Below are 20,351 nucleotides of genomic sequence, written 5' to 3' on the forward strand. Positions count from 1 at the left end.
AGAGGCTGATGTGCTGAGTGCCGAGCTGAAGGCTTTTTACATGGTCGCGCGTTTGGGCAGTATTACCCTGGCGGCGAAAAAGCTCGGCCTGAGCCAACCTACGGTGACCACCCAGATTCGCCACCTGGAGAGCCAGTATTCGGTCGAGTTGTTCTACCGCGGCGGGCGCCGCCTGACCGTCAGCGAGGAGGGCGCGCGCCTGCTGCCCATGGTCAAGACGCTGCTGCAGCAGGAAGCCGACATCGAGTTTTTCCTGCGCAACAGTGGTCAGGTCCAGGGTGCATTGCGCATCGCGGCGACTGCGCCGTACTACATCCTCGACTTGGTGAAAACCTTCCGCGAGCGGCTGCCCCAGGTGGACGTTTCGGTGGAAATCGGCAACTCCCAGCAGGTTCTCGAAGCGTTGGAGGAGTACCGGGTGGACCTGGCCGCGTCCTCGCAACTGGTGGAAGACGCCCGCCTGATCCGCCGGGTGCTGGGCACCGACCCATTGGTGCTGGCCGTGCACCGCAACCATCCGCTGGCGGTGCACGATCACGTGCCGCTGAGCGCCTTGGCCGGGCATACCTTGTTAATGCGCGAGAGCGGCTCGACCACCCGCCGCCTGACCGAAGAATTGCTCGCCAGTGCCGGGGTGAGTTTTGGCCCCCTGCTGGAAATCGGCAGCCGCGAATCGATTCGTGAGGCGGTGCTGCGCAATATCGGCATCAGCATCATCGCCCGCCAGGAAGTGCCCCATGACCCGCAACTACGGGTGTTGAGCATCGAGAACGCGCCGCAGATCGCGGAATACCTGTATTGCCTCAAGGAGCGCAAGAACGCGCGGTTGCCGGCGGCGTTTCTTGGCTTGGCGCAGGAGATGGCCCCGGCCTGAGTTCTCCTGTGCCAGGGCTGCCTCATCGCGAGCGAGCGCTCCGACTTGGTTTGGTTTTGTGGGTGTATCCGTTGCTGCGGTAACGGCGGCTATTGGTTCCGCCCTTACGGCGGGTCACTTGGAAAAGCCCCAAGTAACCAAGGGCTCTTGCCCCTGACGTACGGCCCCTCGCTAAGGCTCGGGGTACCTTCGCTACGGTGCCCATCAGGGGGCATCGCCTCCGGTTTGCTTCGCTGCACCTCCTCTCGATGTATGCGGCTTCGCCGCACGGCGCTACGCGCCTCCCCCCAGATGGACACCTTCGCTCAGCCTGCCGATGGGGCGGGTGGATGAAGAGCAAAAGCACGGCGACCTGCCGGTCGGCCTGAGTGGTAAGGGCGGGCGAGGCGGCCTACCGGCCGGCCTGCTTTTTTCTGGTGTTCACTACCCTGTGGGAGCGAGCTTGCTCGCGATGGCGATTTGCGCCACACCACAAATCTCGGCGTGTACAACTCTCCTCTGTGGGAGCGAGCCGGGCGGCGCTCCGTTTGATCGCGATGGCTGACTCACTTGAACCAAAATCCCCCAATACCACTATCAGTGGTTTTTGCCTCACTGCCACACGAACTACGCATTCGCTCCCTAGGATGGCCGACATCTGCTTGATGAGGTCCGTCCATGAACCACTCGAATGCAACTGCCCAGGTATTTCCCGGCACCCCGATGAAGGTGCGCGGTATCGAGAAGCGCTTCGGCGCATTCACCGCGCTGGATAACGTGTCGCTGGACGTGCAGGCCGGTGAGCTGGTGTGCCTGCTCGGCCCCTCTGGCTGCGGCAAGACCACCTTGCTGCGCTGCATTGCCGGCCTCGAGCGCCAGGATCGCGGCGAGTTGTACCTGGGTGATCGTGACGTATCCCTACTGGCCCCACAGGCGCGGGACTACGGGATTCTGTTCCAGTCCTACGCGCTGTTCCCCAACCTCAGCGTCGAAGCCAACATTGCCTACGGCCTGGCCGGCAGTGGCCGCGAGCAAGTGCGTCAGCGTGTGGCGCAGATGCTTGAGCTGGTGGGCCTGACCGGCAGCGAAAAGAAATACCCCGGCCAGTTGTCTGGCGGCCAGCAACAGCGCGTGGCGCTGGCTCGGGCCCTGGCGCCGGCACCTTCACTGTTGCTGCTGGACGAACCGATGTCGGCCCTCGATGCCCGGGTTCGTGAGCATCTGTGCACTGAGTTGCGCCAGCTGCAGCGCAGCCTGGGCATCACCACCCTGATGGTGACCCACAACCAGGACGAGGCCATGCTGATGGCCGACCGCATTGCCGTGATGAACAACGGCAAGGTCGAGCAGTACGCCACCCCGCAGGAAATCTATAACCGCCCGGCTACCCCATTCGTTGCCGAGTTCGTCGGCCAGGGCAACTGGTTGCCGTTCCAGCGCAGCAGTGACAGCCACGCCCAGGTCGGCGGGATGCCCGTGCGCCTGGCCGATAACAGCGGCAAGGCCGCGTCCGGCCGGCTGTTCTGTCGCCCGGAAGCCGTCAGCGTCAACCCGCTGGTGCATGAGGAAAACCTGTTCCCGGCCAAGGTGCGCGAGATCACCTTCCTGGGCAATCGCTGCCGCATGAGCTTTGAGCTCAACCACCTGCCGGGCCATGCGTTGCTCGCCGAACTGGCGCCCGAAGCCATGCCGCGCCTCGGTGCCCAGGACATCATGGTCGCCTTGCCTCCGCGCAGCCTGCAGGTGTTTGCCTGATGAGCACGCAGATGGCCCTGCCGATTCCGCACAAGCAGGTTCGGCAGACTTCCCGAGCCCAGATCGGCGATCGGATTTTTGTGCTCGGCGGCAAGGTCCTGCTCCTGTGCCTGCTCAGCGTCGCGGTGTTGATGCCGTTGCTGGCGATCTTCTGGCGCGGCTTCAGCAACGATGCCGGGCAGGGCGGTGGCCTGGTCGCCGCCCGCGAGCTGCTGACCAGCGCCAACTTTCACTGGTTGCTCGGTAACAGCTTGAAAGTGTCCCTCAGCGTCGCGGCCATCGTGGTCCCGCTGGCCTACCTGTTTGCCTACGCCCTGCAACGCACGTTGATTCCCGGCAAGCCTATCTGGCGCGGCCTGTCGCTGCTGCCGCTGATGGCGCCGTCGATGCTGCCGGGTATTGCGCTGGTCTACCTGTTCGGTAACCAGGGCCTGTTGCGGGGGCTGCTGTCGGACAATATCTACGGTTTTTGGGGCATCGTGCTGGGCGAGGTGATCTATACCTTTCCCCATGCCTTGATGATCTTGCTGTCGGCGCTGTCCCTGGCGGATGCGCGGCTGTTCGACGCTGCTTCGAGCATGGGTGCCAGTCCGTCCAGGGCCTTTCGCAGCATCACCTGGCCGGCGACCCGCCAGGCCGTGTTCGCCGCGTTCTGCCTGGTGTTCACCCTGACCATCACCGACTTCGGCGTACCGGTGGTGGTCGGTGGCGACTATCAGGTGTTGGCGCTGGAAGCCTACAAGGCGGTGGTCGGTCAGCAGCAATTCGGTCGCGGTGCGCTGATCGGTATGGTCCTGTTGGTGCCGGCACTGCTCAGCTTTGCGGTCGATGCCTGGTTGCGTCGCCGCCATGGCGACTCCATGAGCGGCCGGGCGCAAGTCTTCCAACCGGCGCCTTCGCGGCTGCGTGATGGCTGTTACCTGGGCATCGTGCTGGTGATCTGCGCTGTGCTGTTGCTGGTGTTCGGCATGGCGGTGTACTCCTCGCTGGTGAAATTCTGGCCGTACAACCTGTCGTTGTCGCTCAAGCACTATCAGTTTGGCGACACCGCCGGTGGTGGCTGGCTGGCCTACGGCAATAGCGTGAAGATGGCCCTGTGCACGGCGTTGATCGGCAGCGGGCTGATTTTCACCGGCGCCTACCTGATGGAAAAAACCCGTGGCCAGCGTGGCCTGAACCTGGCGCTGCGCATGCTCAGCTTCGTGCCGATGGCGGTGCCGGGGCTGGTCCTGGGCCTGGGCTACGTATTCTTCTTCAACCTCAACGGCAACCCGCTGCATGTGTTCTACGGCACCATGACCCTGCTGGTGGTGTGCACCATTGCGCACTACCTGACCACCGCCCAAATGACCGCCACCACCGCGCTGCGCCAGCTCGACGCGGAGTTCGAAGCCGCCGCGCTGTCGCTCAAGGCGCCGCTGTACCGCCACTACCTGCGCGTCACCGTGCCGATCTGCCTGCCGGCGTTGCTGGACATCGTGCGCTACCTGTTCGTCTCGGCCATGACCACCGTCTCGGCGGCAATCTTCCTTTACAGCCCCGACACCATCCTTGCTGCGGTGGCGGTACTGAACATGGATGACGCCGGCAACGTCGGCGGCGCGGCCGCCATGTCGACCCTGATCCTGTTCACCTCGGCGGGCGTGTCCTTGCTCCTGGCCTGGGCTTCGCGCGGTTTGCTGCGGCGCTCCCAGGCCTGGCGCCAGACCGCGCCCGGCAACTGAATCGACCCAACCCACAACTCTCTGATCCGCACCTGAAAGGAACCGCACCATGTTCAAGCCCTTGGCTCTAGCCGCTGCTGTCCTCACTGCTTTCAGCATGAACGCCTTCGCGGCGAAAACCGAACTGACTGTCTACACCGCACTGGAAGCCGAACAGCTGAAAACCTACAAGCAGGCGTTCGAAGCGGCCAACCCGGATGTCGAGATCAAGTGGGTACGTGACTCCACTGGCATCATCACCGCCAAGCTGCTGGCGGAAAAAGCCCGTCCGCAGGCGGATGCAGTCTGGGGCCTGGCGGCGTCGAGCCTGGCGATCCTCGATCAGCAAGGCATGCTGCAAAGCTACGCGCCGAAGGAGCTGGGCAAGATCGGCGGCAACTACCGCGATGCCGCCAACCCGCCAGCCTGGGTGGGCATGGACGTGTGGGCCGCGACCATCTGCTTCAACACCGTGGAAGCCGAGAAGCAGGGCCTGAGCAAGCCGGTGAGCTGGCAGGACCTGACCAAGCCTGAATACAAAGGCAAGATCGTCATGCCCAACCCGGCGTCCTCGGGTACCGGTTTCCTTGACGTCAGCGCCTGGCTGCAGACCTTTGGCGAGAAGCAGGGCTGGCAGTACATGGACGACCTGCACCAGAACATTGGCCAGTACGTTCACTCCGGTTCCAAGCCCTGCAAGCTGGCGGCCGCCGGGGAATTCCCGATCGGCATTTCCTTCGAATACCCGGCCGTGCAGTTGAAGCGCCAGGGCGCACCGCTGGACATCGTCCTGCCGAAAGAGGGCCTGGGCTGGGAAATCGAAGCCACCGCGGTCATCAAGGGCACGCCCCATGAAGAGGCTGCGAAGAAACTCGCCGACTTCTCTGCAAGCACCGCGGCAATGGAGCTGTACAAGGAAAACTTCGCCGTGCTCGCCCAGCCTGGCATCGCCAAGCCGCAGACCGAGCTGCCGGCCGACTACGAGCAGCGCCTGATCAAGAACGACTTCGCCTGGGCCTCGAAAAACCGCGATGAGATCCTGACCGAGTGGCGCAAGCGGTATGACGGCAAGTCCGAGAAAGTGGCAGCCAAGTAAGCGCTCTATTGGCTGAGGGGCCCTATCGCGGGCAAGCGGAGCGCCGCCCCGCTTGCCCGCGAAGGCGGCTTTGAATTCAGGACATTTCTTAATGACACAACACAACGACCTGCTGATCGTCGGCGCCGGCATTCTCGGTTTGTCTCACGCCTATGCCGCCGCCAAACGTGGCCTCAAGGTCAGGGTCTTCGAGCGCAGCGCCACGCCTTTGGGCGCCTCGGTGCGCAACTTTGGCCAGGCGTTGGTCACCGGCCAGCCGCCCGGCCAGATGCTCGAGCTGGCCAAGGCCAGTCGCGAGATCTGGGGCCAATGGGCACAGCTCGCCGGTTTGCAGCTCAAGCGCAACGGCTCCTATTTGTTTGCCCGCACCGAAGCTGAAGAGCAGCTGTTGTCAGCCTTCTGCGAAGGCCGCGCGATCGAGCACGGTTACCGCGTCGAACTGCTGCGCGGCGCGGCATTGCGTGACCTGTATGGCGGCCAGTTCAGCCATCACCGCGCGGCGTTGCATGGCCTGGACGATCAGCAACTGTATTCCCGCGAGGCCATCCCGGCCTTGATCGACTACCTGCGTCGGGAGTTGGCGGTCGAGTTCCACTTCTCGACACTGGTACGCGACGTCGAACCCGGGCGGGTGCACAGCACTGCAGGCAGCTTCAGTGGCGAGCAGATCATTGTCTGCTCCGGTCACGACTATCAAACCCTGCTGGCCGAGCCCATCGCCGCGCTCAAGCCACAGGTCTGTCGCTTGCAAATGCTCCGCGCCCGGCCGCTGATCGACCTCAACCTGCAACACGCCTTGCTCACCGGATTGAGCTGCGTGCACTACGGCGCTTTCGCCGACTTGCCGCAAGCGCAGGCCGTGCAGGCGCAGATCCTGCGTGAGACCCCGCACCTGCATGAACAGGGCATTCACCTGTTGATCAGCCCGACACCCCATGGCGAACTGATCATCGGCGACTCCCACCATTACGGCAGCGATCCGTCGCCGTTCAATGCCGAGCAGGTGGATGACTGGATGCTCGAACTGGCCGAGCAGACCCTGGGTTGCAAGGTGCAGGTGGTCGAGCGCTGGCAGGGCGTCTATGGTGCTCAAGGGCCTACGCCTTTTTCGTTTCTGCAGGCCGCACCCGGCGTGCATGCGGCGTTGATGCACACCGGTGTGGGCATGAGTGTCGGGCCGGCGATGGCCGAACGTAATCTCAAGGCGATATTGGGGGAGCACTGATGGATCGCAATGAGCAGGTGATTGCCGAGGTGTTCGGCTTGTACGAGCGCTTCGGTGCCAGTGACTACATCGGCGAGCCGGTGTCGCAGATCGAGCACATGTCCCAGGCTGCCGAACTGGCCATGGCCGAGGGCTTCGACGATGAAGTAGTGCTGGCGGCGTTCTTCCACGATATCGGGCACATCTGCACCGAGAATGCCGAGAACATGGGCGGCTTCGGGGTGGTCAGCCACGAACGCCTCGGCGCCGACTACCTGCGTCGCCTGGGTTTTGGTGAGCGCATGGCGCGGCTGGTGGAGTATCACGTGCAAGCCAAGCGTTACCTGACGCTGACCGAGCCTGGGTACTACGAGCGCCTGAGCGAAGCCAGCCGTCGCACGCTGGAATATCAGGGCGGGGTGATGACACCCGCCGAAGCCGAAGCGTTCAAGCAGGACCCATTGTGCGCTGTCAGTTTGCGCATGCGCCAGTGGGATGAGCAGGCGAAGGAGATGCGGGTGCCGGTAGTCGACCTGGACGTTTTAAAGGGGAAGGCGTTGCAGTTACTGGCAGCTGCTACAGGTTTTGGCCAATGCGCAGAGGTTATTCCCCGATCACCTTCTGCGCCAAAAGCTCCACCTGCTCCTGGCGCTCGGCCTGGCTCAACTTGCCATGGGGATTGAGCGACGACCATTGTGGATGCGCCCGGGCTTTGTTCAAGGCTTCGGGCAGCTTACCTTCGCGCCAGCCTTTATCCTGCGGCGTATCCACCTTGATGCTGTCCATCGCGGCATGCCCGCGCTGGTCGAGGGCCAGAACCAGTTGGCGCTGGCGCAGTGCCAATAGGCGCAACACGCTGTCATCGACGGTCAATTCGCGTTGTCCCTTGATCTTGCCCAGCAAACGACTGCCATAACTGCGTGCGGTTTGCAGGGCGCCGCCGGCAATCGCGCCGGCCAGCGCGGCTGCGCCGAGGGTCAGGCCGCCCACCAGCAGGTCGACGCCTGCCCCAGCCGCCGCTCCTGCAGCGATCCCGCTACCGACCCGCACACCCAGTTGCTTGAGGGTTTCGGGGTTGAACAAATCATCGCCCCAGCGTCCGTCCAGCAGCGGCAAATCGCTGGCGGCGGCGTCCTGCGGGCGGAAGGCGTAGAGTTTGAGCAGTGCCTCGACGCAGCGCTGTTCGCGCTGGCGTACGGCTTTGCGCAGATCGCTGATGGCCTGCTGTTCCTGCCCGGCGTCACTGGCCACGCTGCGGCGGCAGGCGGCGCAGTCGATCAGCAGCTCGGCGATCAAGCGGGCGGCACTTTGCTGGCGCGCCAGGCGTTGCGCCTGCTGGTCGGCGATCAGGCGCTCGAGTTGTCCGCGCGAGTTCTCCAGCATCAGCGCCAGGCTTTCATACAGCCGGCGTTCGCCGTCTTCCGGCGGCGCGACACTGTCAAAGCGCACCAGCGCATGCAGCCCCAGGCGCGCCAGGGCTTCACGCCAATCCGGCTCGCGATGGTCGGCGCTGCTGACGAAATTCAGCACCGGCAGCAGCGGCTTGCCACAGCTGGCCAGCACCTGCAGTTCGTCGCGGTACTTGGCCAGCACCGGTTCGCGGGCATCGATCACATACAGCCCGGCGTCGGATGCCAGCAGTTGGCGCAGCACCTTGGCTTCCTGCTCAAAGCGCTGGCGCGCCTCGCTGCCGTCGAGGAAGCGCGCCAGGCGCTCAGGGCCGTCGAGGCGTTCGCCGGGGCGTTCCAGGTGTTCGAGGTAGTCGAGCAGGGCGATCGCGTCTTCCAGGCCGGGCGTGTCGTAGAGCTCCAGCAGGGCCTGGCCATCGACCGACAAACGCGCGCCTTCGACATGCCGGGTGGTGCTGGGGCGATGGGACACTTCGCCAAAGCCGACATCCCGGGTCAGGGTGCGCAACAAGGAGGTTTTGCCGACGTTGGTGTGGCCGACGACGGCGAGCTTCAGCGGTTTTGGTTGAGCATCAGTCATGACCCGACTCCAGCCAGTTCATCGGTGCGCAATCGGCGAAGGGCAAGCCCAATTGCTGCAGGGCGGCATGCCAGTCCCCCAGGCGGTCGGCGTCCAGCGCCTGGCCGGGCGGTGCCTGCAGCAGCCAGACGCGGGTAGCGCTGGCGCTCTGGGCCAGTTCGGCGATCAGCGCCAGGCTGCCGCGATCCGGAGAGCGCCGGGGGTCGCACGCGATCAGCAGGCGGGCCGGCGGGAAGCGGGTCAGTTGTTCGAGAAGCTTTTGCCGCGACTCGCGGCTGTCGAGGATCCCGGCATCCTTGACGTTCTTCGCCAGGGCCGGCGGCCACGGGCGCTGGTCGTCCAGCTCGATGGCTACCAGCAGCGCGCCGTCACTGTGCAGGGCGCTGCTCGCGCTTTCGACCTGATGCAGGCGCTCTGGCGCGGCATCGCTGACACCAAGGCGCTCGCTGCTGGGCATCAGGCGTTCACGCAATTGGGCGTAGCCGGGCAATTTCAGGTCCAGTTGCAAGCCCGCGCGGCCACGGTTCCAGCGCCACAGGCACAGCAGGGTCAGCAGCAGGCGCGGTAATGCACCGTACACCAGCACCACGCCGACCAGCCAGCCGGCCCAGGCTTGGCGGGCGCTTTCAAGGTTCAGGGCGGCGTCACCGCTGGCGCGGATCATTTCTTCGGTAGGCACGCTGAACCCCAGCAGCGCAGGCAGAGCACCGAGGGCCTGGGTCAGGGCGACGAAGGTTTCACCGCTGAGGATGGTGGTCTCCCAGACAAACCCATAGCGCCGGGTCGCCATCAGCGTCAGGACCATGACTAGCGCACTGAGCATTACCACCAGCCACAGGCCATTGACCAGCAGGCCCAGCAACCAGCGATTGAGTTTGTGCCGTTGTAGCAACAGCAGCAGGGCCGGCGCCAGGTGGGCGGCCTTGGCATCGCGGGCGAGTTTTTCACTGAGCCACAGCCACAGGCGCCCGAGGGTGGCGCCGTAGTCGGCGGCGAGGATCAGCCCCGAGGCCCAACTGAGCAGCAGAATCAGGTTCAGCCCGAGCAGGCTGCCCAGGGCCCAGAACACATTGACCGGAGCCTGGCCATCGCCCAGGGCGGCAAATGCCAGGCCGGCGCCACTGAGGATCGCCAGCACGGCCAGGACCAGCAGTGCCAGGCGCGCGCCTTGTAGCCAATGGCGCAGGGCCGCGGTCAGGCCATCGCGTTCGGCCAGCCAGTGTGCACGGGCCTGGATGCGGCTGGGCAGGTCGCCACCGGCATTGCGGGCCAGGCGGTTGGCTTGCGAATCCTCCAGGGCGCCGGCGTGTTCCTCGCGCAGACGGATGGTTTCGGTCAGCCAGAGTGTGTGCAGATCAGTCACGCGTCATCCCGTCGCTTAAGTGAGTGCTGAGCATAACCGCTGTGGCGCTTATCGGGGAAAGCGAGGCTCTGGTATCCTCCTCGCCATGAAAAAAACACTCCCCCTCAGCCTGATCGCAGCCCTCGGTGAAAACCGCGTGATCGGCGTCGACAACAGCATGCCCTGGCACTTGCCGGGGGATTTCAAATACTTCAAGGCCACTACCCTGGGCAAGCCGATCATCATGGGTCGCAAGACCTGGGATTCTCTCGGTCGCCCGCTGCCGGGGCGGTTGAACATCGTGGTCAGTCGCCAGGCCGACTTGCAGCTGGAGGGCGCCGAGGTCTATCCGTCGCTGGAGGCCGCCGTCGAGCGAGCGCAGGAGTGGGCGCTGGAACAAGGTGTCGATGAGCTGATGCTGATTGGCGGTGCGCAACTGTATGCGCAAGGATTGGCCCAGGCCGATCGGCTGTACCTGACCCGCGTGGCGCTGAGCCCCGAGGGTGATGCGTGGTTTCCGCAGTTTGAGTTGAACCAGTGGAAGCTGGTGTCGAATGTGCCGAATCCGGCCGAAGGCGACAAGCCGGCGTACAGCTTCGAAATCTGGGAAAAAGCCTAAAAGCATCGCGGGCAAGCCCGCTCCCACAGGGATCTGCGGTGAACACATATTTGTGTTCGACCAAGACCCATGTGGGAGCGGGCTTGCCCGCGATGAGGCCCGCTCAGCCGCTCAAAGACTCAAGCGTGCGCCAACTCCTCATGCTCATCAGCCAGCAGCACGTCTTTATCCGTCTGCTGCATGATCTGGCTGGTAATTGCCCCGGCTGTCATCGAACCACTGACGTTCAGCGCCGTGCGGCCCATGTCGATCAGCGGCTCGACGGAAATCAGCAACGCCACCAAAGACACCGGCAAACCCATGGCCGGCAACACGATCAGCGCGGCGAAGGTTGCACCACCGCCGACCCCGGCCACCCCGGCTGAACTCAACGTCACAATCGCCACCAACGTTGCGATCCACAGCGGGTCGAGCGGGTTGATGCCCACGGTCGGGGCGACCATCACCGCCAACATCGCCGGATAGAGACCAGCGCAGCCGTTCTGGCCAATGGTGGCGCCAAACGAAGCGGCGAAGCTGGCGATCGACTGCGGAATCCCCAGGCGGCGGGTTTGCGCTTCGATGCTCAGCGGGATGCTCGCGGCGCTGGAGCGGCTGGTGAAGGCGAAGGTCAGTACCGGCCAGACCTTGCGGAAAAAGCGCAGCGGGTTGATCCCGGCCAGCGCCACCAGCAGGCCGTGGACCACGAACATCAAGCCCAGGCCCAGGTACGACACCACCACAAAACTGCCGAGCTTGATGATGTCCTGCAGGTTGGAACCGGCGACCACTTTGGTCATCAGCGCCAGCACACCGTAGGGGGTCAACTTCATCACCAGGCGTACCAGGCGCATCACCCAGGCTTGCAGGGTGTCGATGGCGTTGATCACTTTCTGACCTTTTTCCACGTCATCCTTGAGCAGTTGCAGGGCTGCAATACCGAGGAAGGCGGCAAAAATCACCACGCTGATGATCGACGTCGGCTTGGCCCGGGCCAGGTCGGCGAACGGGTTCTGCGGGATGAACGACAGCAGCAACTGCGGCACATTCAGGTCGGCAACCTTGCCCGCGTAGTCGCTCTGGATGGTTTGCAGGCGCGCCATTTCCTGGGTGCCGGCCACCAGGCCTTCGGCGGTCAGGCCGAACAGGTTGGTCAGGCCGATGCCGATCAGCGCCGCGATAGCGGTGGTGAACAGCAGGGTGCCGATCGTCAGGAAGCTGATCTTGCCCAGGGAGGACGCGTTGTGCAGCCTGGCAACAGCACTGAGGATCGAAGCAAATACCAGGGGGATCACGATCATTTGCAGCAATTGCACGTAACCGTTACCCACCAGGTCGAACCAGCTGATGGAGGCTTTGAGCACTGGATTGCCGGCACCGTAAATCGTGTGCAAGGCCACGCCAAACGCCACGCCCATGACCAGCGCCAGCAGCACTTTCTTGGCCAGGCTCCAGGTGGTGTGGCGGGTTTGTGCCAGGCCAAACAGCAAGGCCAGGAACACCAGCAGATTGAGGATCAGCGGCAGATTCATCGAGACTCCAAAAAAGACTTGTGCCAATCGCCTCGCGGGGCAATTGCGAACCGGCAAGCCTAACAGCTTGATATCTATAAAATTAATACCAAAAACGCATGGTGACTGTCGTTTTTGGAATAAACGCCTGACGCTGTCGGTTATGCCGGTGACGGAATCAGCACGCAAGCGGTCGTGCTCAGACGAGGGCGGCGATGCAGATTTGTTAGCGTCGATGGCTTTCATTCAGGGAGAAATGCACATGAAAGTCGCTACGCAAGTGTTAGCCGTCGCCATGTGCCTGGGCCTTGCCGGCCAGGTGTTCGCCACCGATCTCAAACATTGGCCCCAGGCACAGGCCAAGCAGCTGGACGCGATGATCGCGGCCAACGCCAACAAGGGTAACTACGCGGTGTTCGACATGGACAACACCAGCTACCGCTACGACCTGGAAGAGTCGCTGTTGCCGTTCATGGAAAACAAAGGCCTGATCACCCGCGAGAAGCTGGACCCCTCCCTGAAACTGATCCCGTTCAAGGACACCGCCGAGCACCAGGAAAGCCTGTTCAGTTACTACTACCGGCTGTGCGAGCTCGATGACATGGTCTGCTACCCATGGGTCGCCCAGGTCTTTTCCGGTTTCACCCTCAAGGAACTCAAGGGCTACGTCGACGAGTTGATGGCCTCCGGCAAGCCGGTGCCTAGCACCTATTACGAAGGCGACGTGGTCAAGACCATCGAGGTCAACCCGCCGAAGATCTTCACCGGGCAAGCCGAGCTGTACAACAAGCTGATGGAAAACGGCATCGAGGTCTACGTGATGACCGCCGCCTCGGAAGAGCTGGTGCGCATGGTCGCCTCCGATCCCAAGTATGGCTACAACGTCAAACCGCAAAACGTGATCGGCGTGACGATGCTGCTCAAGGACCGCAAAAGCGGCGAGCTGACCACCGCGCGCAAGCAGATCACGGCCGGCAAGTACGACGAGAAGGCCAACCTGGGCCTGGAGCTGACCCCATACCTGTGGACCCCTGCGACCTGGATGGCTGGCAAGCAGGCCGCCATCCTGACCTACATCGACGAGTGGAAAAAACCAGTGCTGGTGGGCGGCGACACTCCGACCAGCGACGGCTACATGCTGTTTCACAGTGTCGACGTGGCCAAGGGCGGCATCCACCTCTGGGTCAACCGCAAGGACAAATACATGGCCCAGATCAACGGCATGATGGCCAAGCACGCTGCGGCCCAGGCCAAAGAAGGGCTGCCGGTGACGGCGGACAAGAACTGGGTGATCGTCAAGCCGGAGGAGATTCAGTAACACGCAGGCGCCTGGCTCGTTGCATCGCAGCGAGCTGGGCACCTCTGGGCAAAAACCTACGCTGTGCCAATCACCTCATCGCCTGATTAAAGACGCACCCCACACCAGATAACGAAACGTCTGATAGCCCGCCACATTTCCCTTCGCCTAGCGTGCTTGTCCCTGCAGATCAGACAAGGACAACTCACGCATGAAGCGCTATCACATCACCGTCGGGGCGAAAACCACCGCCGGCGGCACCGTACGCACGGGCTGGGCGTACAGCACCATCGATGGTCAGGCCATTGCCCGCGAAGGCGATGAAGTCGATTGCCCACAGTGCGCCAGCACCGGATTGATCGTTTGCGACGGCCCGCACCTGGTGGACCTGATGGATGGGCGCAACGCCGCCCTCGATGGCGACCTCTGCCAGTGCCAATGTGACCCGCCGCCGCGGTTGATTGCCAACCAGACCCTCAGGAGTCAGTTGTTCGAGGATCGCACCTTGACGCCCCGTGGCCCAACCACAGGCCAGCCGCTCAACAACCACCTCAATCGCCCTGCATCCACTACGCCGGGTACTCACGGCGTTGCGCCCTCGATGCCCTTTGGCGAACGACCTGGGCTGGGCTGCGAGAACCTCTGGCGGGGTTACCAGCAGCGCGCCGAAGCTATCGTGGCGCCCGGCGGCAGGCTGCTCGCCGACCCCCGGGCGCGCAATCGCGCGATCAATGCCGCCTATGCCCGGTTGTGGCTGGATGATCGGCGGTTCCAGTGGGCCGGGCTTGCGGCATTTGCTTCCAAGCAGGTCGGTTGCGGCCTGTTGCACGCGACCGACTCGATCGAAAAGATCCAGGCGCAACACGAAGCGGCACAAGACTTACTCGATAGCGCCGAACGCCGTTGGCAACTGCCGGGGCTGACCCTCTTCGGCAAGACAGATCAACAGGCCCAACACCATTACGAGCAAACCCGCAAAAACAACCCGGTGCCGGGCATCGACCTCAGGCGCGACGGCGAACCGCTGTCGCTGGTGCAGCAGCAACTGCAGTCGGTGCATGACATGCTGGCATTGGGTAATACCACGTTGTTTCTGGATGTGTATCCGCTGCATGTGTTTTACAAGGAGCAGGGGTTGTTGGCGCTCACGACTTGCCTGGACTCACGTCAAAAAATTTATGGTAATGATCAGCATCCAGTCCTGTGGCCGATTGAGCAGCAGAGGTTGAGATTCGGTTATGACCATAAGGAAATCCTGCAAGCCTTCGAGGCCATTGATGCAGGCAGCATTGTCGAAAGTGTTGTTTTTCTTGCCGAGCATGAACAGAAGAACATCCTTCAGCCAGCAATGTACGGTGACCTGAATCTGGTGGCTTTGCTCGTTGGCAATCACCTCTCTTATGTGACGAATTTTCCGTCCGGCGCCGCTGCAGCCGTCGAACTGACTCTGGCCAGCCAATGCCGCCCCAGCGAAGATGGACGCACCGTTGGCTTCAGCAACAATTACTTTGCCAATCTGGCCGACATCCATCAGCGCATGCCCTTCGTACTCAAGGCCGCGGCGCAATTTGATGAGCTGCTGCGGCGCTCTGATCGCCACCTGATTGAACATGCGATTCTCGACATTGCCGCAGGTCTGGGCGTGCGATGAGTCTGCTACGTCGCATAGATTGGCGACGCAAGGTTCTGGCAATGGCAGCCGCGGTTCTGCTGATCGTGGCAGTGATTCGAGCGCTTTCGGATGAGCCTGAAATCGCGTTGATGATTGGCGAGCCTTGGGAAACCATGCGTCAGCGCTCCTCTGCGGTTATCGCTCCGGCTTTCCCTGGGTATTCCTGGTTCAATATGCCCATATCTGATGCGCGTCTACGTTTTATCGACCCTCAACTCGGATTCGAGACCCCGCTAGCTCGTTTTTTCACGGTTAGTTTCGATAGGGGTGGGTTAGTCAGCAGTGTCCGTATGTCCCCGCAGATAGAGCCGCTATTGCTCGACGACACGCTCAAGGTTCTGTTGGATCTGCAAGACCAATGGCGCCAAGGGGGGTGGGCACCAATCCGGCTCAATGACTTTCCATCGTTCGCCGACACACCTCAATGGCGTGCCAGATTACGAGACGTGAACACGGGTGGCACGGCCTACTGGCGAGCTGACGACAAGTACCAGGTGATGCTGGGAGTTAATCGGTTCAGGGACGATAAGCGGCCCACAGAAGAGCGCTACCTCATCACGTTGCAGCTTGCCACTCCATGGGGAAGACCATGAGTCTGCGTTTAGTAAACGTCATCCTTCGGTCAGCTATGTATATGGCTGGAGGTGTCCTGCCTGCCTTAGGGCTGGCGTTACTCAGTTTGGTTTTTATGGGGAGCGGTGGATTTTTTTACGTGTTATTTATCACGCTCGCATGGATAGGAACCTGTGGACTTGTTTTGGCGGCGCTAAACAGGCCCATGACTACTGATTCAAGACGTAGGCTGGCTATAACAGCAATGTTAATGATGGGATTGCTAGCGATGTCTCCTGCGCTGCTGATGTTGTTTACAGACCCTAACCACGACCTATGGATTAGCTGGACAATCCTGGGGCCAACACTATTGGCACTTCACTACATGTGGCAAGTTGTGCAGATCTCCTGCTCCGGAAAATAACGATTTTTTGCCTTTGTCTCAGCAGCGGCAGGGCTATCGACAAAAACATATCAATTGCGAATCACTCGCATCTTCTGCTAGCGTGCGCGCTCCTGAACGACCCTTTCGATCAAGGTAGTGCTGTGTCCTCCTGGAATACGCAGATCGCGCGCCTGTTCGCTGAACAGAAGAAAGCCCTGGAAGCGTTCGTCACCCGGCGCACCGGTAGTGCGCAGGTGGCGGCCGACTTGACCCAGGAATCTTTCCTGCGCCTGGCGCGGCTCGAGTCCGGTGAGAAGATCGACAATCTCCCGGCCTTTCTCTTCACCATTGCCAGCAACCTGGTGCGCGATCATCAGCGCCAGGCGATTCGTCGTGAGCGGGTGGAAGCGGGTGAGCCTAGCGACGAACTGCCTTGCAGCACGCCATCGGCGGTGGACCAGCTATCGGCGCTGCAGGAGCAAAGGCTGATGCATGATGCAATTGCGGCGCTCCCCGAAGCGACTCGAAACATCTTCCTGCTTTATCATGTCGACGAATGCTCCTACCGCGAGATTGGCGAGCGTCTGGCAATCAGTCCGCGCAGTGTCGAGTACCAATTGCGGCGTGCGCTGATCGATTGCCGGGCCTTTATCCAGGCGCGACTGGCCAACGACAAGCGAGGCGCGCGCCCATGACTGACGCGCCTGTGGCTGTGGAAACCCTGATGACCGAACCCGCTGCACCGGACCGCGATGACCTGTTCGCCGAGGCGTCTGGCTGGTATTTCCGCCTCCAGGCCGAAGACGTGACCACGGCCGAGCGCGACCGCTTTGCCTGCTGGCTGGCTCAGGGCGCTGCGCAGTACGAGGCCTGGCAGGAGGTGCAGTTGCTGCTGGGCAGTCTGCGCGAGCCCGCCCGGCAGATGCGCGAGGCCGAGCAGGCGCGCTGGAAAAAACCTGCTGGCCAGCGTTGGCTGCCCAAGGCCTGCGCGGCGGCGGTGGTGCTGATGACGATCGGTCTGCTGGCGGCGCAGACCCCCTGGCTGGATCGCTGGCGCGCGGACTATGCCACCGGTACCGGGGAAACTCGGCGGATCGAACTGGCCGATGGCTCGCGGCTGCAACTCAATACCGACAGTGCCGTGCAGATCCACCTGAGTGCCGGTCAGCGCCAGGTTCGCCTGTTGCGCGGCGAAGCCTGGTTCGAGGTCACCAAGGACCCGGCCCGGCCTTTTGTCGTCGAGTCCGGCACGGGAACGGTGACGGTTGTCGGCACCCAGTTCAGCGTTGCCCAGCGCAACGCTCGCACTCAGGTGCAGGTGGCCCAGGGCAAGGTTGCAGTCAGCGCTGGCGATGGGGCGCCGGTGTACCTGGAGCCGGGCAGGGCGGTCGAGTATCAGGATCGCCGGTTGAGCGAGGTCCACGGCTTCGACCCGGCCGCCGGGTTTGCCTGGCGGCAGCGGCAACTGGTGTTTCGCCAGCAGTCGCTGGCCGACGTGGTGGCGGAGTTGAACCGCTACTGGCCCGGTCGCACCCTGGTGCTCGGTGATGAGCTGCGCGAGCGGCGGGTATCGGGGGTATTCGATATCGATAAACCAGACGCCGTGCTCAAGGCATTGGTCCACACCCTCAACCTGCAGGCCGAGCATTACACGCCGTATCTGTTGGTGCTGCGCGCGGGTTGAAAGCGATTCGCTGTCTTTTGTAAATAATTCTCAAAAACTTTCAGGGTTTCTCCGGGCGTGGTCGTCCTTGATCAGAGACGCGCAAATAATAAGCACTCTCAAGTAGTGCGGCGCTGAATCACCGACTTCGATCTTTGGGGAAACACTCATGGGACATCTGACCGCCACGCGTCGCCTGCCTGGCCTGCCGACTTTGCTGACGCTGGCTATCGGCCTGGCCTCGGGCGCAGCGCCGTTGTACCTGCAGGCGGCGACCGCCGAGCAGACGCAGGTCTATCGCTTCGAGATTGCCGGGCAGTCGCTGGATGGCGCATTGACGGCGTTTTCCTCGGTGACGCGCCTGCAAGTGCTGGTGTCCGCCGACGTCACCCAAGGCGTGTTGTCCCCTGGGGTCAAGGGCAGTTTCTCCGGTGCCGAGGCGCTCTCGCACTTGCTCGCCGGCACCGGCCTGGTGGCTAGCTTCATAGACGATGACAGCGTCACCCTGCACCAGCCGCAGAGCAGCGGTTCGGCCCTGGAACTGGGGGCGACCAAGATTGGTGCCCAGCGTCTGGGGACGACCACCGAAGGCAGTGGTTCCTACACCACCGGTGCCGTGACCATCGGCAAGGGTACCCAGAAGCTCAAGGACATCCCGCAGTCGGTCAGCGTCCTGACCCGCAAGGCCATGGATGACCAGAACATCACCACCCTGACCCAGGCCATCGAAGCGGTGCCGGGGTTGGCGTCGGTCAAGTCCCCGGGGCCGGGGATGTTCATGTTCTCCCGCGGTTTCGACATCGAGGCGCTGCAATATGACGGCGTCCCGGTGCCCCGCAACGTCTATGCGCTGGGCAGCTACATCACCGAGAACATGGTGATCTACGACCGCATGGAAGTGCTGCGCGGCTCTGCCGCTCTGTTGCAAGGCGCCAACAGCCCGGGCGGCGCGATCAATCTGGTGCGCAAGCGCCCACAGGCGGCACCGACCGTGACCCTGAGCGCCAAGGCCGGCAGTTGGGACCGCTATGCCTCGCAGGCGGATGTCGGCGGACCGTTGAATGAAGCCGGCACCGTGCGCGGCCGCGCAGTGGTCAACTACGAGAAGGGCCACTCGTTTTCCGACTATACGTGGAGCTGGGAACAGACTGTGTATGGCGCGCTGGATTTCGACCTGAGTGAAGACACCGTGCTCGGCGTCGGTTTCAGCAACAAGAAAAGTCATGGCCGACCGTACTACATCGCCTTGCCGCGCTACACCGATGGCAGCGCGGTCGACCTGTCGCGCTCCACCTACACCGGCGCCACCTGGAACCGCTCGGAGAACGACCAGACGGCGGTGTATATGGATCTTGAGCACCACTTCAACGACAGCTGGAAGCTCAAGGCGTCGGCGACGGCGATGAACGAGTCCAATGAGGCGACCTATCAATTCACCACTGGCGCGATCACCCCTGGCACTTCGAGCGGTTCGCGGTTCGCTGACTATTCCACCGACTTCTATGGCAACCGTGGCCTGGACATCTACATCAATGGCGATTTCGAGGCGCTGTCGTTCAAGCAGAGCGTGGTGCTGGGCGGCAACTACTCCAAGTACACCACTGATGACAGCTACGCTCGCGCATTTGCCCCGGGCGTCGATATCTTCAACATTGACCACCATCGGCCCTTCCAGAGCTTCGACAGTATCGCCGACAAGGCCAACCTGGCCGTCAGCACCTACGATGTCCGGCAGAAAGGCCTCTATGGTTCGTGGAATATCCACCTGACCGATCCGCTGACCCTGGTGCTGGGCGCGCGCAGCAGTTGGTACGACTTCGATTTTGCCCAGGACAACTATTTCGCCCGCGAGCAATTGGAAGGCGGCGAGAAGAATTCGGTCAAGGCCAGCGGCAAGGTCACGCCTTACGCGGGCCTGATCTATGCGCTCAACGATCAATGGTCGGTCTATGGCAGTTACGCCGAGGTGTTCATCCCTCAGGTCCAGATAACCCAGCAGAAAACCGGCCTGCCACCGGTCGAGGGCAAGAACTATGAAGTGGGCATCAAGGGCGAGCTGATGGACGGCCAGCTCAACGCCTCGCTGGCAATGTTCCGCTATATCCACGAAAACCGCGCAGTGACTGACTTCACTACCGACATTGAAGGCCCCAATGCGTGCGGCGGCTGGTACTGCTCGACGGCGTCGGGCAAGGTGCGCAGCCAGGGCATCGAGGCCGAGTTGAGCGGCGAAGTGCTGCCGAACCTGCAACTGACCAGCAGCTACACCTACAACACCACCAAATTCCTCAAGGACACGGAGCTCGAAGGCAAGATCTTCAGCACCGCGACCCCGATGCACATGCTGCGGGTGTGGAGTGATTACCGCTTGCCGGGTGAGTTGGACCGGGTTCGTGTCGGTGCGGGGGTCAATGCCCAGAGCAGCACCTTGAGTTTCGAGCGCGCTTTCGAACAGGCCGGCTTTGCCATCTGGAACTCACGCGTGGCCTATGACGCCAGCGACGAAGTGACCCTGGCGGTGAACCTGAACAACATGTTCGACAAGAAATACTTCATCCCCTCGTACGCGCAACTCGCCGGCAACAACTACTACGGCGACCCGCGCAACATGATGTTCAGCGTGACCTACAAGCCGCAGTTCTGAATGCCCTGAGACTTGCGCTCTCAAACCAGCGCCTACAAGGGCTGCACAAATGCGCAGTACTTTGTAGGAGCGAGCTTGCTCGCGATG

The 20,351-nt window shown here is 62.4% G+C and carries 16 protein-coding genes and 1 pseudogene; 14 read left to right on the top strand and 3 right to left on the bottom strand.

The window, feature by feature from the left end:
• Nucleotides 1-10: 10 nt before the first annotated feature.
• The 6 genes and pseudogenes from ACIOVD_RS00400 to ACIOVD_RS00425 form a co-directional block, all read left to right on the top strand.
• Nucleotides 11-874: a LysR family transcriptional regulator gene (locus tag ACIOVD_RS00400; protein WP_095164633.1), complete on the top strand. Its 864-nt coding sequence runs from the start codon at nucleotides 11-13 to the stop codon at nucleotides 872-874.
• Nucleotides 875-1,531: 657 nt separating this feature from the next.
• Entirely contained in the window at nucleotides 1,532-2,608 is a 1,077-nt protein-coding gene (locus ACIOVD_RS00405; protein WP_320333219.1) for a putative 2-aminoethylphosphonate ABC transporter ATP-binding protein, read from the top strand.
• Nucleotides 2,608-4,332, top strand: coding sequence for a putative 2-aminoethylphosphonate ABC transporter permease subunit (locus ACIOVD_RS00410; protein ID WP_095164628.1), 1,725 nt, complete (start codon nucleotides 2,608-2,610; stop codon nucleotides 4,330-4,332). Before ACIOVD_RS00405 ends, ACIOVD_RS00410 begins: the two co-directional genes overlap by 1 nt.
• Nucleotides 4,333-4,381: 49 nt before the next feature.
• On the top strand, nucleotides 4,382-5,407 hold the full coding sequence (locus ACIOVD_RS00415; protein ID WP_159998452.1) for a putative 2-aminoethylphosphonate ABC transporter substrate-binding protein: 1,026 nt from the start codon (nucleotides 4,382-4,384) through the stop codon (nucleotides 5,405-5,407).
• Nucleotides 5,408-5,498: 91 nt separating this feature from the next.
• The gene (locus ACIOVD_RS00420) at nucleotides 5,499-6,632 is read left to right on the top strand and encodes a TIGR03364 family FAD-dependent oxidoreductase (RefSeq protein WP_159998450.1); all 1,134 of its coding nucleotides are present in this window, start codon (nucleotides 5,499-5,501) and stop codon (nucleotides 6,630-6,632) included.
• Nucleotides 6,632-7,186, top strand: a pseudogene (locus tag ACIOVD_RS00425) (phosphonate degradation HD-domain oxygenase); the annotation flags it as partial. The gene ACIOVD_RS00420 and the pseudogene ACIOVD_RS00425, both read left to right, overlap by 1 nt.
• Nucleotides 7,187-7,214: 28 nt before the next feature.
• Here ACIOVD_RS00425 and ACIOVD_RS00430 read toward each other — a convergent pair.
• Nucleotides 7,215-8,600 (bottom strand): DUF3482 domain-containing protein, encoded by a 1,386-nt coding sequence (locus ACIOVD_RS00430; RefSeq protein ID WP_095164620.1) that lies wholly within the window; start codon nucleotides 8,598-8,600, stop codon nucleotides 7,215-7,217.
• Entirely contained in the window at nucleotides 8,593-9,963 is a 1,371-nt protein-coding gene (locus ACIOVD_RS00435) for a DUF2868 domain-containing protein (RefSeq protein WP_095164619.1), read from the bottom strand. The genes ACIOVD_RS00430 and ACIOVD_RS00435 overlap by 8 nt, the downstream gene beginning before the upstream one ends.
• Before the next feature lie 85 nt (nucleotides 9,964-10,048).
• Here ACIOVD_RS00435 and ACIOVD_RS00440 point away from each other — a divergent pair, with 85 nt between their 5' ends.
• Nucleotides 10,049-10,561, top strand: a complete 513-nt coding sequence (locus ACIOVD_RS00440) for a dihydrofolate reductase (RefSeq protein ID WP_095164617.1) — start codon at nucleotides 10,049-10,051, stop codon at nucleotides 10,559-10,561.
• A gap of 119 nt (nucleotides 10,562-10,680) precedes the next feature.
• On the opposite strand, the gene ACIOVD_RS00445 is transcribed toward ACIOVD_RS00440, so the two are convergent.
• Entirely contained in the window at nucleotides 10,681-12,072 is a 1,392-nt protein-coding gene (locus ACIOVD_RS00445; RefSeq protein ID WP_159998436.1) for an L-cystine transporter, read from the bottom strand.
• Between the two features lie 241 nt (nucleotides 12,073-12,313).
• Here ACIOVD_RS00445 and ACIOVD_RS00450 point away from each other — a divergent pair, with 241 nt between their 5' ends.
• From ACIOVD_RS00450 to ACIOVD_RS00480, 7 genes are all read left to right on the top strand, one after another.
• A complete protein-coding gene (locus tag ACIOVD_RS00450) occupies nucleotides 12,314-13,369 on the top strand; it encodes a phosphorylcholine phosphatase (protein ID WP_095164613.1) in 1,056 nt (351 codons plus the stop codon).
• A gap of 190 nt (nucleotides 13,370-13,559) precedes the next feature.
• Nucleotides 13,560-14,999, top strand: coding sequence for a PAAR domain-containing protein (locus ACIOVD_RS00455; RefSeq protein WP_401125470.1), 1,440 nt, complete (start codon nucleotides 13,560-13,562; stop codon nucleotides 14,997-14,999).
• Nucleotides 14,996-15,613 carry a hypothetical protein gene (locus tag ACIOVD_RS00460; RefSeq protein WP_401125472.1) on the top strand — a complete coding sequence of 206 codons (618 nt, stop codon included), beginning with the start codon at nucleotides 14,996-14,998 and terminating at the stop codon, nucleotides 15,611-15,613. The genes ACIOVD_RS00455 and ACIOVD_RS00460 overlap by 4 nt, the downstream gene beginning before the upstream one ends.
• Entirely contained in the window at nucleotides 15,610-15,996 is a 387-nt protein-coding gene (locus tag ACIOVD_RS00465; protein WP_401125474.1) for a hypothetical protein, read from the top strand. The genes ACIOVD_RS00460 and ACIOVD_RS00465 overlap by 4 nt, the downstream gene beginning before the upstream one ends.
• A gap of 122 nt (nucleotides 15,997-16,118) precedes the next feature.
• Nucleotides 16,119-16,652, top strand: coding sequence for an RNA polymerase sigma factor (locus tag ACIOVD_RS00470; protein WP_095164611.1), 534 nt, complete (start codon nucleotides 16,119-16,121; stop codon nucleotides 16,650-16,652).
• The gene (locus ACIOVD_RS00475; RefSeq protein WP_256585372.1) at nucleotides 16,649-17,641 is read left to right on the top strand and encodes a FecR family protein; all 993 of its coding nucleotides are present in this window, start codon (nucleotides 16,649-16,651) and stop codon (nucleotides 17,639-17,641) included. Before ACIOVD_RS00470 ends, ACIOVD_RS00475 begins: the two co-directional genes overlap by 4 nt.
• A gap of 148 nt (nucleotides 17,642-17,789) precedes the next feature.
• Nucleotides 17,790-20,264, top strand: coding sequence for a TonB-dependent siderophore receptor (locus ACIOVD_RS00480; RefSeq protein ID WP_401125478.1), 2,475 nt, complete (start codon nucleotides 17,790-17,792; stop codon nucleotides 20,262-20,264).
• Nucleotides 20,265-20,351: the final 87 nt, after the last annotated feature.

Source organism: Pseudomonas sp. NPDC087626, assembly GCF_044743405.1.
Taxonomy (GTDB): domain Bacteria; phylum Pseudomonadota; class Gammaproteobacteria; order Pseudomonadales; family Pseudomonadaceae; genus Aquipseudomonas.

What these genes read in the sequence shown, in the direction of transcription:
- ACIOVD_RS00410 (WP_095164628.1), top strand. Translation starts at nt 2,608, where the DNA reads ATGAGCACGCAGATGGCCCTGCCGATTCCGCACAAGCAGGTTCGGCAG.
- ACIOVD_RS00440 (WP_095164617.1), top strand. Translation starts at nt 10,049, where the DNA reads ATGAAAAAAACACTCCCCCTCAGCCTGATCGCAGCCCTCGGTGAAAAC.
- ACIOVD_RS00465 (WP_401125474.1), top strand. Translation starts at nt 15,610, where the DNA reads ATGAGTCTGCGTTTAGTAAACGTCATCCTTCGGTCAGCTATGTATATG.
- ACIOVD_RS00475 (WP_256585372.1), top strand. Translation starts at nt 16,649, where the DNA reads ATGACTGACGCGCCTGTGGCTGTGGAAACCCTGATGACCGAACCCGCT.
- ACIOVD_RS00450 (WP_095164613.1), top strand. Translation starts at nt 12,314, where the DNA reads ATGAAAGTCGCTACGCAAGTGTTAGCCGTCGCCATGTGCCTGGGCCTT.
- ACIOVD_RS00415 (WP_159998452.1), top strand. Translation starts at nt 4,382, where the DNA reads ATGTTCAAGCCCTTGGCTCTAGCCGCTGCTGTCCTCACTGCTTTCAGC.
- ACIOVD_RS00445 (WP_159998436.1), bottom strand. Translation starts at nt 12,072, where the DNA reads ATGAATCTGCCGCTGATCCTCAATCTGCTGGTGTTCCTGGCCTTGCTG.
- ACIOVD_RS00480 (WP_401125478.1), top strand. Translation starts at nt 17,790, where the DNA reads ATGGGACATCTGACCGCCACGCGTCGCCTGCCTGGCCTGCCGACTTTG.
- ACIOVD_RS00460 (WP_401125472.1), top strand. Translation starts at nt 14,996, where the DNA reads ATGAGTCTGCTACGTCGCATAGATTGGCGACGCAAGGTTCTGGCAATG.
- ACIOVD_RS00420 (WP_159998450.1), top strand. Translation starts at nt 5,499, where the DNA reads ATGACACAACACAACGACCTGCTGATCGTCGGCGCCGGCATTCTCGGT.
- ACIOVD_RS00430 (WP_095164620.1), bottom strand. Translation starts at nt 8,600, where the DNA reads ATGACTGATGCTCAACCAAAACCGCTGAAGCTCGCCGTCGTCGGCCAC.
- ACIOVD_RS00455 (WP_401125470.1), top strand. Translation starts at nt 13,560, where the DNA reads ATGAAGCGCTATCACATCACCGTCGGGGCGAAAACCACCGCCGGCGGC.
- ACIOVD_RS00405 (WP_320333219.1), top strand. Translation starts at nt 1,532, where the DNA reads ATGAACCACTCGAATGCAACTGCCCAGGTATTTCCCGGCACCCCGATG.